Origin of the sequence: Mucilaginibacter defluvii, from assembly GCF_039543225.1 — a bacterium.
Lineage (GTDB): Bacteria > Bacteroidota > Bacteroidia > Sphingobacteriales > Sphingobacteriaceae > Mucilaginibacter > Mucilaginibacter defluvii.
This window is the reverse complement of record NZ_BAABJI010000002.1, coordinates 525,941-543,543: the sequence shown is the minus strand read 5'-3', so window position 1 is coordinate 543,543 and position 17,603 is coordinate 525,941. Positions and strand designations below refer to the sequence as shown.

Annotated in this window: 12 protein-coding genes; 2 read left to right on the top strand and 10 right to left on the bottom strand. The window is 44.0% G+C overall.

Annotated features, from left to right (window positions below):
- Nucleotides 1-92 precede the first annotated feature (92 nt).
- Complete coding sequence (locus ABD960_RS08620; protein ID WP_345330628.1) at nt 93-593, top strand: DUF4251 domain-containing protein; 501 nt, start codon at nt 93-95, stop codon at nt 591-593.
- Here the strand turns inward: ABD960_RS08620 and eutC are convergent, their stop codons facing one another.
- The 3 genes from eutC to eat are packed head-to-tail and all read right to left on the bottom strand — an operon-like array spanning nt 594 to nt 4,070.
- Nucleotides 594-1,349 (bottom strand): ethanolamine ammonia-lyase subunit EutC, encoded by a 756-nt coding sequence (eutC, locus tag ABD960_RS08615; RefSeq protein WP_345330626.1) that lies wholly within the window; start codon nt 1,347-1,349, stop codon nt 594-596.
- Nucleotides 1,346-2,764 carry an ethanolamine ammonia-lyase subunit EutB gene (locus ABD960_RS08610; protein ID WP_345330624.1) on the bottom strand — a complete coding sequence of 473 codons (1,419 nt, stop codon included), beginning with the start codon at nt 2,762-2,764 and terminating at the stop codon, nt 1,346-1,348. The genes eutC and ABD960_RS08610 overlap by 4 nt, the downstream gene beginning before the upstream one ends.
- Complete coding sequence (gene eat / locus ABD960_RS08605; protein ID WP_345330622.1) at nt 2,724-4,070, bottom strand: ethanolamine permease; 1,347 nt, start codon at nt 4,068-4,070, stop codon at nt 2,724-2,726. The genes ABD960_RS08610 and eat overlap by 41 nt, the downstream gene beginning before the upstream one ends.
- A 126-nt stretch (nt 4,071-4,196) precedes the next feature.
- Here eat and ABD960_RS08600 point away from each other — a divergent pair, with 126 nt between their 5' ends.
- Nucleotides 4,197-5,261: a hypothetical protein gene (locus ABD960_RS08600; RefSeq protein WP_345330619.1), complete on the top strand. Its 1,065-nt coding sequence runs from the start codon at nt 4,197-4,199 to the stop codon at nt 5,259-5,261.
- A 45-nt stretch (nt 5,262-5,306) separates the two neighbouring features.
- Here ABD960_RS08600 and ABD960_RS08595 read toward each other — a convergent pair whose 3' ends face one another.
- From ABD960_RS08595 to ppk1, 7 genes are all read right to left on the bottom strand, one after another.
- Nucleotides 5,307-7,262, bottom strand: a complete 1,956-nt coding sequence (locus ABD960_RS08595; RefSeq protein WP_345330617.1) for an OmpA family protein — start codon at nt 7,260-7,262, stop codon at nt 5,307-5,309.
- A gap of 5 nt (nt 7,263-7,267) precedes the next feature.
- Nucleotides 7,268-8,233, bottom strand: a complete 966-nt coding sequence (locus ABD960_RS08590; protein ID WP_345330615.1) for a PorP/SprF family type IX secretion system membrane protein — start codon at nt 8,231-8,233, stop codon at nt 7,268-7,270.
- A gap of 42 nt (nt 8,234-8,275) precedes the next feature.
- A complete protein-coding gene (locus ABD960_RS08585) occupies nt 8,276-12,421 on the bottom strand; it encodes a CshA/CshB family fibrillar adhesin-related protein (protein WP_345330613.1) in 4,146 nt (1,381 codons plus the stop codon).
- 235 nt (nt 12,422-12,656) lie between these two features.
- Nucleotides 12,657-13,745: an SGNH/GDSL hydrolase family protein gene (locus tag ABD960_RS08580; protein WP_345330612.1), complete on the bottom strand. Its 1,089-nt coding sequence runs from the start codon at nt 13,743-13,745 to the stop codon at nt 12,657-12,659.
- Nucleotides 13,746-13,843: 98 nt separating this feature from the next.
- Complete coding sequence (locus ABD960_RS08575; protein WP_345330611.1) at nt 13,844-14,410, bottom strand: UbiX family flavin prenyltransferase; 567 nt, start codon at nt 14,408-14,410, stop codon at nt 13,844-13,846.
- Nucleotides 14,411-14,583: 173 nt separating this feature from the next.
- Nucleotides 14,584-15,471: a Ppx/GppA phosphatase family protein gene (locus ABD960_RS08570; protein WP_345330610.1), complete on the bottom strand. Its 888-nt coding sequence runs from the start codon at nt 15,469-15,471 to the stop codon at nt 14,584-14,586.
- Nucleotides 15,468-17,522, bottom strand: coding sequence for a polyphosphate kinase 1 (ppk1, locus tag ABD960_RS08565; RefSeq protein WP_345330609.1), 2,055 nt, complete (start codon nt 17,520-17,522; stop codon nt 15,468-15,470). The genes ABD960_RS08570 and ppk1 overlap by 4 nt, the downstream gene beginning before the upstream one ends.
- Nucleotides 17,523-17,603 lie beyond the last annotated feature (81 nt).

Here is a 17,603-nt window from a genome sequence, read left to right as displayed (position 1 = left end):
CGGCCTCTTTTTTTGATAACGCGAAATAAAATCCAGCTTTACAGCAACTTATGATTAAACCATTTGTTAGTGTTATGATCTAATGTATAATCATGAAAGCAATTATCAAACTATTAATTATAGCCATTTTTAGTTCGGCTGTAAATATCACCTACGCGCAAAATAAGAAAGCGGAAAAAAAAGCAAAACAGGAACAAGCTGTAAAAAGCCAGATCGACTCAACCAAATACAGGTTTGTAGCACAGTGGATGAACCCGCTTGGTGGCCGCCAGGTATTTCTTACTCCTGCTAATTATTATGATATAAAAATCCGTAAGGACTCGGTGATAGCTTACCTGCCATATTTTGGTCGTGTTTATATGAATGCCCCAGTAGCTGGTGAAGACGGAGGCATCAAATTTACTTCTACCAAATTTGATTATAAGATCACACCTAAGAAAGACCGCTGGCAGGTGACCATCAATTTTAAAGACACCCGCAAAGCACGCCGCCTTACTATGGATGTTTTTAAAAACGGTACCGCTACCGCTAACATCATTAGCGATAATCGCGACCCGATATATTTTCAGGGCAATATTGATATTAAGATATAATCAGGGAAAATAACGCTCGTCTGCGTCATCCTTAAGCTGCACGCCTGATAACTGCCTGCGAAATGCTTGCCTTATAAGGTGAAAAATCTTTTCAGCTGCCAATTGCACAGGTAATCCTTTTGCGCGGATGTTAGAGATGCAGTTCCGGCTGTCATCGGTCAATCCCGGTTTTGGTGAAAAGGTAATATATGCGCCCATGCTATCAGCCGCGCTCAGGCCCGGGCGTTCTCCGATAAGCACAAGCGATAACTTTGCGTTAAGTGCTGCGCTAATATCATCGCCAATGGCCACCCTGCCCTGCTCAACAATGCATATCGGCGCTAAAGTAAATTTTACAGCTTTGAACATTGGTATAACCGCATTCAACAATTGATCAGCGTTTTGTTGTATAGCTGTTGCCGACAGTCCATCCACAATAATTATTACTATATCATATCTGCCCTTGTGCGTAAGCAGTGTCTCATTTGATGATTCGTCTATTAGTCTGCCCAAATCAGGCCGTTGCAAGTACTGCTCACGATGTACTGCGCGGCTTTTAAGGTTCAGTATGGGCAATTCATGCTTAGCTAATTCATTAAGCAGTACATCTATATCAAGCATTGAATAAACGGCATCCCGTGCGTGGGCATGCGCCAGCTTAAATTCCAGTAAATTTTGTACCGGTATGCTGCTACCCGTGCGGCCAATGGCAATGCGTGCCGAGGTGTATTCTTTAAGCTTATCCCACAGGGTTCGTTTATCTAACTCGTCGCTCATAAGTTGGCAGCCTTTAGCAAACGGTTTCCGCTATCTGATATCAGCATTCCCCGCTCATCTATAATATTATGCTTTAGCAGCCACGCTTCAAACTCCGGTGCCGGCTTTAGCCCGAGCATCTTACGGATGTAAAGCGCGTCATGAAAAGAGGTGGACTGATAATTCAGCATAATATCGTCAGAGCCTGGGATACCCATAATAAAATTACAACCGGCTACGCCCAATAAAGTCAATAGGTTATCCATATCGTCCTGATCGGCTTCGGCATGGTTGGTATAACAAATATCAACACCCATCGGCAGGCCGAGCAGTTTACCGCAAAAATGGTCTTCGAGCGCTGCACGGATAATCTGCTTACCGTCATATAAATATTCAGGGCCAATAAATCCCACAACGGTGTTTACCAACAGCGGATTAAACTTACGAGCGATTGCATAGGCACGGGCCTCGCAGGTTTGCTGGTCTGCGCCATGATTGGCATTGGCTGACAGCGCGCTGCCCTGCCCGGTTTCAAAATACATCACGTTTTGGCCAATAGTGCCGCGATTTAACGCAAGCGCCGCTTGATAAGCTTCTTCGATAAGTGTGAGGCTTATACCAAAACTCCTGTTTGTTAACTCCGTACCACCGATGGATTGAAAACACAGATCAACCGGCGCTCCGCTTTCCATTAAAGCTATGGTTGTTGTAATATGGTTAAGCACGCAGGTTTGTACTGGTATATCAAAACGCTGGCGTAACTCATCCATCAGGTTGAGCAGGTTGGCGTTTATTGTGGGGCTGTCCGTAGCCGGATTAATACCGATAACCGCATCGCCGCTTCCATATAGTAAACCATCGATTATGCTGGCCGTGATGCCACGCGCGTCATCAGTTGGGTGATTAGGTTGCAAACGGGTTGAAAAACGGCCTTTTAACCCTATTGTGTTACGAAACTTGGTAACAACCTCGCATTTGCTTGCCACCGCAATTAAATCCTGATTGCGCATCAATTTTGATACTGCTGCTGCCATTTCCGGGGTAATACCAGGCGCAATCTGCCGGAAAATCACAATATCAATTTCATCCCTTAACAGCCAATCCCTAAAGCCTCCGACGGTTAAATGACTGATTAATCGGAACGCTTCTGCATCATGACTATCTATAATTAGCCGCGTCACATCATCCAACTCATATGGAATGATCGCCTCATTCAAAAAATCTTTAAGATAGACGTCGCTAAGGGCAATTTGCGCAGCCACGCGTTCTTCGTATGTTTGGGCAGCAACGCCAGCCAGTACATCACCGCTGCGGTAAGGCGATGCTTTGGCCAGCAAATCCTTCAGGCTGTTAAACCGGTAAACTTTATTATTTATGGTATACCGGTAGCTCATTTTAAAGTTTTGGTGTTGACGATGCTTGCAGCATATCGTCATGTGTGATTTTAATTTTGTGCTTACCCATCATCACAAATATTGCCAGGGATAGCAATAGTCCCGCTACAAAAATGATGCTTATGATGAGGTTAAAATACATAATAGTAAGCAAACAAATTGCGGATATTATTAGTGCAATTGCCGGAAAAACAGGGTACATGGGCGACTTAAACGGCCGCTCCAACTGTGGCTCCTTTTTGCGCAGCATAAATAAGCTCGCCATGCTAACCATGTACATCAGCACCGCGCCCATTACTGATAGAATGATGATCTGGCTGGTAGTACCCGTAAACAGGGCGATGGCGCTTACTACCCCACCGGCTACAATTGCCCAGTGCGGCGTTTTAAACCTGTTGTTTATCGTTGATAACGGTTTGGGCAAATACCCGCTGCGCGACATGGCGAACACCTGCCTTGACGATGCCAATATGGTACCATGAAATGAGGCGATCAAACCAAACAAACCGATGCTGGCAAATATTTTAGTCCAGCCACTACCCCGTCCCAAAACAATGGCGATAGCTTCCGGAAGCGGATAATCAAGGTTGCTCAATTTACGCCAATCTGTTACGCCGCCCGTTAAAACCATTACACCTATTGCCAACAGCACCAATGTAAGCATGGCCGAAATATATCCTTTGGGTATATTGCGTTTGGGCTGTTCAACTTCTTCGGCCACTTGGGCCACGCCTTCAATGGCTAAATAAAACCAAACGGCAAACGGCAAGGCAGCCAACATGCTGCCCAGGTTTAATGGTGTGGAGTTAGCCAGATAATTTTCCATTTTGAAAGATGGCGCCACTATCCCCATAAACAAAAGCAACTCTGCAACAGCCAGCAATGTGATAAACACGGAAAAAGCCGCCGATTCTTTTACGCCTGATATGTTAATCAATATAAATACCACATTAAAAAACAAAGCAGAACCTAAAATGGATAAATCCGGATATAGAAAATGCAGGTAGCTGCCTAATGCAAAGGCAATGCCCGGCGTAGCGAACAGAAATTCTACTAAAGTAGCATAACCTGCTATTAAACCACCGAATGGCCCCATAGCCCGGTAAGCATAAGCAAATGCGCCGCCGGCATGTGGTATGGCGGTTGTAAGTTCGGTATAACTAAAAATAAAGGTTACATACATTAGCGTAACTACCGCGGTGGTTATTAAAAACCCTACAGTGCCTGCTTCGCGCCAGCCATAATTCCAGCCAAAATATTCTCCGGATATAACCAGGCCTACGGCTATTGCCCACAGGTGTAAAGGCTTTAACACCCTTTTTAGTTGCGCTGATCCGGATTGCTCCATGTTTTAAGTTGTGATAATACTAATGCCGCTTTTAAGTTAATTAAAGCATTTTTTATAAGCAATATTTAAAAAGTATTTGCATCATTATATTTTCTGCTACATTTATAAAACCGATTTAAATGCCTTATGGATACCTATCAACTTGCCGCATTAGAAGCCCGAATACAAAACTGGAAACAGAATTTCGGCAGTTCGCAATTAACTGAAAGCGATATTGATGAACTTGCTGTTTTACTTAAAGACACCTACTTGGAGTTACACGCCGTAAATTTGAGCGATGATGAGGCCTGGCTGGTGGCCACGCACCGCATCGGTCAGCCGGAAACAGCAGAAGTTCAGGCACAAAAACCATCAACCAATAACGCCAATCGTAACTGGATGATGATGCTTTGGGGTGCTGTGGGAGTTTTAATATTACAGGCGATATTTATCATCATGCCGCAGGTATTCAATCAAACGGTAATCAGTGTATTCAAGCCCGATAACAGCGATAGCTTTATCAAAAACGAATATTACGCCATGGCTGTAATTTTATTTGTGTTGTTTGTTTTGGTTACGCTACGCAGTGGTTACTTTATTAACAGATTTACCAATTCACTTACCAAAAATGCGTCGTTGTATGCAATAGTTGCTATTGTAGCCGGTTTATGGGCAGGTTTTTGCAGTTACATTACTTTTGTAAAATACCCCATGGCCGCTACTATTAATGGCTACAGTGATGATACCCGCAAAGCTTTTAGTGTATTGATGTTTGGCTTTTATTTTCCACTGATATTCGTAGCCGCGTTTGCTACTATCCGTTACTATGCGCGTGAGAGCGTTACTTTCCAGGAGTTTAATCGTAACATCAACTGGAAACATGCTATAATACTGGGTTTGCTGGCACAAACACCCATACAATTTTCGCACATATTTAGTGGTAGCGATGCTGTGCGTATGACGATTATTATCAGCCTCTCAATATTACTATTTTCGATAATAGGCTGGATGCTGAGCTACTCAAAAAACGCGTTAAGCAGTATCGCCGCGGCGCAGGTAGCCCCGTTATTTATCTGGATTATAGGTAGCGTGATGAATGAACAAGCCAGGTTTATTTTCTTTATCTTTTATATTGCCAAAGTAATTGCATTAGTATCGAGCTATTACATTGGCAAAATACGCCATCAGCCGGAAGTTGCGCTGGCTCAGTAAAACGAAAGGCCTCACTACGATCAGTAAGGCCTTTATTGAATTCTATTACATTTTGATGATAGTAAATTCAGTGCGACGGTTAAGCTGATGATCCGCATCGCTGCATTTCACGCCGTTTTTACAGCGGTTGAGCAAGCGGGTTTCGCCATAGCCGCGGGCAATTATCCGTCCTTCATCAATATTGCCATTATCTAAAATATAGTCTACCGCTGCATTAGCGCGCTTACGCGATAAGTCCATGTTGTAATCATCATCGCCCCTGCTATCCGTATGCGAACCTAATTCTATCTGTATGGTCGGGTTGTCCCGCAATATTTTGATCAGTTTATCCAGCTCAAGCGCCGCGTCTGGCCTTATCTCCCACCTGTCAAAATCATAATAAATATTCTCGAGCCGGATGGCTTTATTTAATACTATTTTTTCCAGGTAAAGATCCTTTTTTAACGTTTGCGAACTGGTCAGTCCGCTTGTGTTTACTTGCTCATTATCGCTCAAATATCCCTGCTTTTCTGCACGCAGGCTATAATTGCTGTTTTGTTTGATGCCAAAGCTATAGTAACCGGTATTGTTGGTAATAACAATACCGCCTCCACTCAAGCCTACTTTAGCGTTGTATAAAGGCTTGCGTGTACCTTTTTCGTAAACGGTGCCTTCTAAACGTAAGTTAAGTTCCGGTTGTTGGTTAAAGCTATAAATATCATCACTTCCTACTCCACCTAAACGGTTTGAAGACAGGTAACCGGTACGGCCATTATAAATTACATACGAAAAATCATCGCGCGGTGAGTTAGTTGGATATTGCAGGTTCTCCGCTTTAGCAAAAGTGAAATCACGTGTTTTAAAGGCCCGAAAAACGTCGAGCCCGCCCATACCAATCAAGCCATCTGTCGAAAAATACAAGTTACCTTCATTATCGATAAATGGCGTACGCTCGCTGCCTGATGTATTTATGCTTTGCAGGTTAACGGGCATCTGCCAGTTACCTGCTTCATCTTTTACGCAATAATAAATATCTGTAGCGCCCATTCCGCCCGGCATGTCTGATACGAAGTAGAGCGTATTTCCGTCAGGAGATATAAATGGATCACCCACCGAATATTTCTTCTCATTATTAAACTTAAAGGCTACCGGTTTCATCCATTTTCCTTCAGCATCTTTTTTACTGGAGTATATCTCAAGTCTGAATGTTTTAATGCCCGACAGATCCTTACTCCAGTTACGCGGTACGCGCGTAATAGTGTAATACATCTCATTTCCGTCAGCGGTGAACGAGGCAGGTCCTGTGTGATAAGCCACGTTATTCACTATCGGAAATAAGCGACCGCTATCCGCCCCGGCAGATTCGTACAAGTGAAGATAGCCATTACCTGTCCAACCGTATTGCCTTTTATCAGGCGCTTTGGCGCCGTCGAATTTAAAAAAGGGTTCATCATCCTTAATAATATTCCTGGTAAAACGGCTTTCGCGGTCTGATACAAAAAACAGTTGATCGTTATAACTGCGTGCCCCCCAATCAGCGTACGTACTATTTAACAACTGTTCATTTTTTATTTGAACAGGTGTCGGGTTCTTCATCCATTTTAGCGCCGAGTCGCAAGCGTCCGTCCAGAATTTAAGCTGCGTTTTATCAATTACCTTGTCTGACGCATAATATTTTCCAAACTGGCGTTTGGCTTCGGCATATTTGCCATTATTTTTTAGCACTTCGGCATAACGGTAAATGTTGCCGTTATTACTTTCGGGCATAATAACCGTTTTTTCATACCAAACTTCGGCCTCGAGGTAATCATGCAGCATGCGGTATGAATTAGCCAGACGCTCCACAATATGCAGCGATGACGAATCGCGCTTATAGGCGTCTAAATATAGTTCAGCTGCCTTTTTGTAGTTATACAGGTTATATTGTTCATCGGCCTGCTTTAATACGTTTTGCGCACTGGCAAGCTCAACACTGAAAAGCAGCGCTGTAAAAAGTCCGATTTGGGTTAATGCTCTTTTCATCTGCTTTAAAAATATCTTGGCGTTAACATCCGGCTTTGTTTGGTTTTAAAGTAGATACCGATTGATATCTCATGCGTGCCGCCATCATATCCGCGAAGCGGGCCGATCGAAAAATCGTAACCATAGCCTATACGCAGATAAGGATTAGGGAAAAACTCTGCGGCGGCTGTAATCGAGTTTAGCGGCGTCAGGTCATTTTGCAGATAACTCTTGTCATACAACTTTACCCCGGTACGGTAAGATCCACCGAGCCATAGCTTCTCGCCAAGTAAAATGAAGGCATTAATATCCAAACTGGTAGGCCCGCCCCGGTCATCTTTTAACAAAAAACTCGGCTTCACCATAATGTCTTGATTCAACGGAAATAACATACCGCCGGTGAGGTAATAGTGCGCTTTAGGCTGCGCTATATAACCATCCTTACGTACGTTAATATGCTGGGCTACCAGGTTGTCTGCAGAAAGCCCTGCGTAAAATTTATTGTCGGAGTAGTAAACACCCAAGCGAGCATCGGGCACAATGGTACTTTGCGTACCGGTAAACATATCAGGCTCCGGGTCGTTCGGGTTTAGTTTTGAGCCATTCATACCCAACTGCATTATGCCGGCGCCTAAACCGAAAGCTAACCTCGAACTGCCATCTTCGTTCATGCGTAAGCGATAGGCATAATTTGCATATGCCGAAAGGTACTCCTGAGCGCCAAGCTTGTCGCTCGCCACCTGGAAAGCCAAACCCACGTTGCCGTTATTGGCGGTAGCATCAACGGCTAATGACATGCTGCGCGGCGAACCTTCAACACCCGTCCATTGTGCACGGTAGTAAGCGTGCAGGTTCAGTATCTCCTTATAACCGGCGTATGCCGGGTTGATGTAGATACCATTAAACATATACTGGCTTTGTTGTGCATCCTGTTGCGCGTAAAGTATGCCGGTATTTATGAGTAATATTAATATGGTTAAAAATCTTTTCATATTATGTTGTTCGCCGCCGGTACCGACGGGTGTCTCATCATCTTATTTTTTTAAACTCCGCATTAATGTGATGTAACCTTTATACACATTCCACTTGCCCATGCTATCCTGAACCTGCAGTATGTAATAGTAGGTACCCTCATTTAAACCGGTACCCGCCCAGTTATTCTGATAATTGGTAGCCTTATAAACCTCGTTGCCCCAACGGTTTATAATGGATAGTTTGTTCTGGCTATATTGCTCAAGGCCACGTATCTCAAACACGTCGTTAATTCCATCGCCGTTTGGCGTAAATAACGTTGGTATTTTAAACGGCGCGTTGGCGTTAATGGTGAGGTTAACCGTTGCCGGGTTGGTGTAGTAACCGTAGAGATCTTTAATACGATAAGTAAATGAGTCGGTACCTGTATAACCATCGTTTGGCGTGTAAGTAACGGTGCCATCAGCGCCTACCTGTACCGTGCCGTTTTTCGGTTGTGTAAGTATCTCAATAGATTGCTGATCGAAGCTTGAATTGCCCGGCAGGTCATTGCGGTCAACATCAATTATAACCGGCGTGTTTCTTTGTGTTGATGCATTGTCGTTCACCGCTATCGGCGCCGGATCAACCGGAACATCAACGGTCGCGTTGTCGTTAACTATGTTTCCAACAGGGTCAGTGCTGCTTACTGAGGCGTTGTTGGTTACCTTACCTGCTTCTTTATCGGCCTGAGTAAGCGTATATCTGAAAGTTAAAGTAGCTGTACCGCCAGGTATCAATCCACCTGCCGGTATATTTACAACAGTATTGGTCAGTCCAAGATTGGTATCAGTAAGTGTAACATTAGTTAGCGTTGCGTCACCCGTATTAGTAATGGTAAAAGTATAGGTGATATAGTTCGCTGTAAATACGCCCGTTTTTTCAAGTGATATGGCGCCAACCGGAGTAATGGTCACGACGGTCGGGTCATCAGCAGCCGGTGTTGTCGGGTCATCAGAGCGGGTGTCACTCACCGGCCTGCCGGTTTGATCTGTACCGCTTACGCTGGCCTGATTACTGAAACTGCGGTTATTTATGTCGACCTGTGTAAGCGTATGCCTTGCCGTTACCGTACGTGATGCACCTGCGGCCAATGTAGGTATGCTGGCCGGGGAAATACTGCCCGCATCAGCGCCAACATCAGTAACAACCAGGTTGGTAAGCGGCGTTTGGCCGGTATTAGTTACAATTAAGCTGTAGTTAATAACGTCGCCGGCTTTACTGCCAGTATTGTTTGCCCTTTTGGTTAAATTTACGCTCGCCGAATATATGGTAATTGTTACCGTAACCGGATCGGACACTACACCATCCGGCGTAGTGAGTGTATAAGTGTAAGTATCAACGCCAGTATAGCCGGAAATAGGTGTATAAACAACCTGCCCTTGCGCGTTAACCGTAGTAAATCCGTTTTGGCCATTAGTACTGGTAACCGTAGTACCAACGCCGCTTGGGCCGTCGTTTGCTTTTACTGTTGTTGTAACGCTGGTATTAACCGGTGTAATGTCGGTATCATTAACCGGCACCGGCCTAACAGTTACATCAACTGTTATTGGTGCCGAAACTATGCCATCGCGGGTAAGTGTGTAAGTGTAAACGTCTCGCCCAACATAACCGTTAGCTGGCGTATATATTACATTGCCCTGGGCGTCTACGGTTGTGGTGCCATGTGCGCCTGCGGTCGGCGTTACCGTAGCGCCAGCCGCCGCCGCCCCGTCATTCGCTTTCACATTTGTGATAACCGGCGTATTGATATTAGTTATGGCTTCGTCGTTAACCCCATTGGGTGTAATGTAGATAGTAACTGTTATCGGGTCAGAGGCAATACCGTCTGCAGTAGTTAAAATATAGGTATAGATATCAGTGCCCGCATAACCGGCATCAGGTGTATAGACAACGCGTCCTTGCGCGTCTACGGTTGTAGTGCCGCGCGCACCGTTAGTGGCGGTTACGGTAGTGGCTGTAGCATCAGTGCCATCATTAGCTTTTACTATCGTTGTTACCGGAGTGCCAATTGCTGTGGTATCAGCGTCATTCCTGCCGGTTGGTTTCACAATTACTGATATAAGTGAAGGCAAGCTCTCCGAGCCATAATTATCGCGAATGGTATATGAAAGTGGGATAGCCTTACCCGCGAATGAAGCCACCGGCGTGAAGGTTACCCTGCCGGTTGTAGTGTTGGTAACGTAAGTTCCCTGCCCGGCTACGGTTACAGTCCTCTTTTGGGTATTATCTATCGGGTCAACGAGGAATACCTGCGCGGGGTTGATCGTTCCATCAGCGTCAGTATCGTTAGCCGGAGTGTTAAGCGTAACGGCCACGCCGGCTGTTGTAATAGCTGAGTCAGCAGCTGCGACAGGAATTTGGTTGAGCGCAAAGTTCACCCCCGCTATATCAAGGCTCGTACCCGGTGTACTCACGCTGATCTGCAGATTAGGGGTTCCGGTTTCAATACCGTTTCCGGCTACGTTATTTGTGCCGTATGCCTCGCCGGATGGTTTCCAGTTAACGGGCAGGTTTGGCGCCACCGCGGCTAATATGGCGCCGGTGTCCACATCGTTAGTTGATATGGCCACGGTGTAGGTGCCGTTATTGTTATTCGCAATACTGTACGTACCGGTGCTGCTAACCGCAACTTTTTGCACTACTTTGTTGGTGGAAGCATCAACCAGATAAGCGTATAATGGCGAACCCGACACCTGCTGCAAGGGCGTACCTGATATGGAGCCATTGCTGCCACCATTTCCGTCATTAAAAACAGTACCCGATATGGTGATACCTGTTATATCTTTCAACCGGTAATCTTCTGTTTCCCCATCAGCTGCAAAGGAGGTGCTACGCTCGTCTACTACTGTTGATGGATTATCAATCAGGTTTGTTGTGGTGATACGAATACGCGAATAAAGTATACCAACCTTTATTTTTGAGGCAAACTGTGCATTAGGGAAAGTAAGCGTATAATTTTGATTTGTTGTATTAGGCGGAATGGTAGCGCTTACCAGCTCATCGGCTTCAAATAAGCCGTTACCGTCAAAATCGAGCCAGATACGCAAAGCGGCCGGCACATTTTTAGTGTTAGTTACCGGCACATTAAAAACGATGTTACCAGCCTGATTTACTTTTACCACCGGTAAATTTGCCGGGTTTATGGTGTTTTCATCATCATTGCCGGTGTTGTTATCACCATCCGCGTCAACGGTGCCTTCAGGCTCGCCATCGGCGTCCACATTGTTTTCGCCTATATAGACTGAAGCGCTTGCTATTAAAGGTGTAGTAGGATAATTTACAACCGCGAAAGTACCGTCACCGTTAAAGTAATCCGTTATCTGGAAGTTCTCCATGTAATGCCCCGTGTTGCCGTAACCCAACGGATCATCGCCCAAATCAAAAGGCAAAACAAAACCGATGGCCATGGCCGTAAGGCCTGACCCCTTCATACTTACATTGTTGAGGTTGCGGGCGCCACGAGCGAACATAACCGCCTGCACGCCAAAGTTTCCGGGCGGAAGGTTGGCAAATAGACGGAATGACCGGCCGGAATTGCTCAACTGCATTTTATACTCATCATCAGCAGCATTGTTTTGGGTGCGCTTGTTAAGCAGTTGCCAGGCAATCGGGTTGGGCGTATTGGCTGTTATAAATTCGCCTCCTGCATCAATAGATTCGGCGTCGCCGATTATCATACCCGGATATGCTACGTCTGTCCATACGCCATTGATGAGAATGAAAACTTTAATATCAATATCAAACGTTGCGGTGCCGCCGTAGGGCGTTACCACTGCCGAGGCTTCAACACCTCTTGAGTCGGGCTTGGGGCGGTTATTGCCCGAGTATAGCAGGTCGAGCCCATCGCTGGCGTAGCTACCCGGTGTGTAAGCCTGCATGGGCTGGTTGCCGCTGGTAACCAGGTCACTGATCGTTGCTCTGATTTGCACCGTAGGCGAAAATTGCCAAACATAATTACCGTTGGTAATATTTTGAGCGCTTGAGCCACTTGGTGATGTTATCAGCGTACTTCCGGTGAGCGTTTTATCCCAGGTGAGCCAGTACACAGAGTTTACAAGGCTGGTGCCGGCTTCGCCACCAATGGCATATTGGGCTCGCGCTTTATCGCTATAAAAAAATATAGCTAATAGTAGTACGAAAATTTTGAATAGGTATAGTTTTCTCATTTACGGACGTTAGGTATAACAGCGTTACGCACGTTCTCCAGGATTATAACTTGTGTTTATAAATCAATTTAATCAGCGTTTAACTTAAAAGGCGGCTTAACAAACATAATTAAGCCTATCGGCAGGTTAATTATTTATCGGTTAAATACCACTTTATACTGCAATGGGCTATAAATGGTTACATACAATGCCTTTTTTAGCCTGATAAAATTCGGTTGCTTTTGTCAACCTATATTTACCACTTTATGTTCTTATCGATAAATGCAATTAACTGATCGGCCATAGCCTGCTGTTCGGTTGCACTGGGATGACCGGGCGTTTGCTTGTACGGAAAAAAACAGGTGTAAATTTTCTTGTCGTTAAGATCCGCGGTGGCCTGTTTAATGTAACCGGGCCAGGGAGAGCCTTCTTTTGTAGCATCCATATTACCAAGCGCACATATAATATTGGCGTCGGGATATTTAGATCGTATAGTTTTTACGAAATTCCGGTAAGCAGAGGTCAGTTGTTCGGCCGTTGGTGGAGTTGTGCCGAAACGAGATTTAAACTGGGGGTTATCGGGCATGTTGGTTAACCAAGAGTCATTTTGAAAAAGGTTGATGATTACCACCTGCGGCTGATATTGCTTAAAATCCCATTTAATAGTAGAATCGTTCGCGTAAAGCCTATCGTACATTTCGGGCATTATAAGCGGAAACCAACTTACAGTAATACCTATCCCGCTTTTTGATGTGCTATAGTAATCCGCGTTGAAATGGCGCGCTGTAATAGTTGCATAGCTAATGTAACCGTTTTCGTAAGGTGCTGTACCTCTATCCTTACCTGAAGTATCTTCAACAGCGTAACCGCAGGTTATGGAGTTGCCGAAAACCTCAATACGGCGTTTTTTGGGTGCTGGAGCGTTGAGCAAAGTCGCACCCTTGTTAAAAGAGAATCGGTATAACCAGGTTCGGCCCATACTCCATTCGGTACGTTTAAATAACTCCAATTCATGCTTATTGTCGGGTAGCCCTTCAGCAAGTGTGTATTCCTTTTTTCCCTTTTGCAGATGCAAAACGCTTTTTACCCTGCCATCTAAAATAACGTTGTAGTAGTTGTCACCTGCTTCGTCATTCAATAATACTTTGGCAGAAGTACCTTTAAAATTCACCTTTACCGACGTCGCCGTCCACGAAAGCATGGTATTACTATCACTAACAGCCACCCGGCCTGTGTAACGGATATGCTGCAGGTCGTTATTTTTTAAAACAACGGCTTGCGCTGAGCATGATAAATAGGTAACGCTTAGTAAAGCTACACTTAGGTATTGGTAAAGTTTATTCATATTGATGCCGGTTAGGTACAGCAACACAAATATATAATATAGCTTAACTTTTGAGGGGGCTGTTTTGTAATGATTAAAGCCTTTATATATAATATCGCTTACTGACTTTCACCCCATCTGTAACTGTTGTTTTCTAATCCGATTAAGTCTACCACACGGTCAACCACTGTAAGCGCTACTTCCTCAATTGTTTTAGGGTTGCTGTAAAATGATGGCACCGCAGGACACACTATTGCACCAGCCTCGGTTACAGTTATCATGTTACGTAACTGAATTAAGTTAAGCGGTGTATCACGCGCTACTAATATGAGTTTGCGCCGCTCTTTCAAAATTACGTCGGCCGCGCGGGTGGTTAGGTCGTCAGATACACCGCTGGCTATACGGCCGAGCGTTCCCATTGAACACGGAACGATAACCATGGTATCAAACTTGGCAGAACCTGAGGCAAACGGCGCGCTGAAGTCATATTTATCGTAAAATTTGAATGGATAAGATTGATAATCATCGTTGCCTAATTCAACCCGCCAAACTTCGCGTGCGTTGGTTGACATGATGATGCCAACTTCGGCTATCTGGTTTTGTAATAGCTTAAGTTTATTTAACAAAAGCCTGGCATAAATAGCGCCGCTGGCTCCGGTAATGGCTATAACGATCTTTTTTTTCATAAACGGAATGCAAGTATAACAAAAGCGGCGGGATAAAGTTGAGGCACAAAAAAAGGGTCGAATACTATGTACCCGACCCTACATCTACCTATGAAAAACATACCCTATGAGAGGGCACTACAAATATATTAAGATTTTTACAAAAACTTAATAATTTATTTTCAATTTTTTCATCAGCGATTTTGCGGAAAGTTCTTCTCTATCAGCGTTTGTATAATGCCATCAACCATGCCTACGCTCGGTACATAAATCTGCTTAATTCCTGCTGTTTTCATTACTGTAATGTATATCTCACATGCTGGAATGATCACATCTGCCCGGTCATGGTTAAGGCCCAAAACGTTTATCCTGTCTTTTAACGAAAAGGAACTTAAATAGCTATAAAGCGATTTAAGCTTATTAAACTGCATCGGCGATTTATCTTTTTGTTCAGACAAGCGGTAAAGCTTGTTGATGTTTCCGCCTGTGCCTATACCTGCGATATCTTTAAATCCGCGGGTATGCTTACGGATAAATTCGCGCATTTCTTCCCAGGTTTCTTCTTTATCCTGGTTATCCAGAATACGTATTGTACCCAGGTTGAATGAATGTGAAGCGATAAGCTCCCCGGCCGAAAATAATGACAACTCAGTGCTGCCGCCGCCTACATCAATGTACAGATAGTTTTTGCTTTTGTCTATTTCCTGATCGGCATGGCTATTGTAAATTATTTTAGCTTCTTTTTCGCCATGTATAATCTCCAGGTCGATTCCAGCTTTTTCCTTTATTTCCTTTACTACCTTGTCGCCGTTATTTGCTTCACGCATGGCTGATGTGGCGCAGGCCATATAATCCGTTACCTTGTAAACATCAATCAGGTTACTGAACGCCTGCATGGTTTTAACCAAATCGGCCGATTTTCTCTCAGAGATATGCTGATGAAGAAAGGCATCATCGCCCAGCCTTAACGGCACACGTATGAGTGTGTTTTTTTTAAACGATACCGAATGGTTGTTTTCAACAATTTCGGCAATCAGCATGCGTACAGCGTTTGATCCTATGTCTATGGCAGCGTATCTCACTTTAAAGTATTTTTGTTTTTTAGGTAATTATAAATATCTATTTGCGCCCGGTGCGGGTTTACATTACGGGTGCGATGGTATTTGTTACTATTATTTGAGGTAATATCCCGTGCTTTGGTGTTATCGGCTAATTGCAGGTTAATAATATCTTTGATCTCTTTTTTCAGATCTTCATCGTACAAAGGAAAACCCACCTCTACCCTGTTATCGATATTACGCGTCATAAAATCTGCCGAAGTAAGGTAGATCAACTCATTGCCGCCATTACCGTATATATGTACGCGGGCATGTTCAAGATACTTATCAACTATACTGATAACACTGATGTTCTCACTATATCCTTTTACGCCGGGAACAAGGCAACACATGCCCCGCACAATCATATCTATTTTCACACCCGCCCCGCTGGCCTGATAAAGTTTTTCAATCATTTGCTCATCGGCCAGGCTGTTCATCTTTAATATCATATATGCCGTTTTACCGGCCTTGGCGTTACGTATTTCATTATCTATTAACTTATAAATTGCCGGGCGCGAGTCAACCGGAGATACGATCAGGTTTTTGAAACCTTTTGGCAACTGACTTCTGTTTAACGATTTAAATACCTCGGCGAGTTCGTCGGTAATCTTTTTGTTAGCCGTAAACAGGGTATGATCTGCATAAATCTGCGCGGTCTTCTCATTAAAATTCCCTGTAGAAAGACAACCGTAGTTAACCACTTTGCCTTTTTCAACCCGGCTTACCATGCAAATTTTTGAATGCACTTTATAGCCGGGGATGCCATAAACCACGCGTACTCCTTCTTCTTCTAAACGGTTACTCCAATATATATTGTTCTGCTCATCAAAACGGGCACGAAGCTCAACAAGGCAATTAACTTTTTTACCATTCTTAGCAGCGTTTATTAGTGCATGCACTACCCGCGAGTTATCAGCCAGGCGATAAACTGAAATGCTGATCTCTTTAACCTTTGGATCAATGGCTGCTTCTCGTAAAAAGTGAATAATATAGTCGAAGGACTGGTAAGGCGTGCTTACCAGGTAATCCTTTTTAGCAATTAAACTGATCAGGCTTTTACCAAACGAAATACCATCAACAGGTAATGCCGGATACTTGTTGTATTCCAACTCGCGTTTACCAACATTCGGGAACTTTATAAAATCCTTAAATTTATGGTAGCGGTTACCTGGTATCATACTCTCGCCGTGTAGTCCCATTTTGCCTACAAGGTGCTGTAGCATATCGGCAGGCATATCGGTATCATAAAGTAAACGCATCGGTTTACCTTTTTTTCGTTTAACCAGGCTTTTTGATAGGGCGTCAACAAATTTCTCACTTACCTCCTTGTCCAGGTCAAGTTCAGCATCGCGGGTAAGCTGTATGGAGTATGCCTCTATACTATCGTGATCAAAAATGAAGAATATATCTTCCAGATTGTATCTGATGATATCATCGAGCAGGATAATAAACTTTAAGTTATTTGTTTCGGGCAGCACCAGAAAGCGGGGTAAATTATCCGGAAACTCGACAAGCGCGTATCTGGATTTTTTATTTTTGGTCAGCTTTACAAAAAAGTATATCGCACGGTCCTTTAACTCGGGCAACGGGCCGTTATCTGTGAGCATTATAGGCACCAGTGTTGAAAGCAATCTCTCACGAAAGTAGCTTTTAACAAATGTTCCCCTGGCAACGTTCAGTTGTTTTTCATCTAAGATGAATATCTTCTCTTCCGCAAGTTGCTTGATAATAATATTTTCATACAGGTTATTAAACTTTTTTTCCTGCTTAACCACGATGTTCTTTATCTGATTAAGTAGTTTTTTGGGGTTATAACCTAATATTTGCTTTGATTTTTGGTTGAGGTTGGCCAGCCTGTTCAATGTGGCAACCCTAACCCGGTAAAACTCATCCAGGTTTGATGAAAAGATAGCCAAAAAGCGAATTCGGTCTATAAGCGGCACAGTAGGATCTGCTGCTTCCTGCAGTACACGATCATTAAAATACAACCAGCTTATTTCACGATTGGTTAAAGGTATCTGTTGGGTATCCATATCATATATATTCCGCTTTGCAGCCGAAACAACAAATGTGCCTATTTATTTGTTAATTTAGTATTAACTCATTGTTAGCAT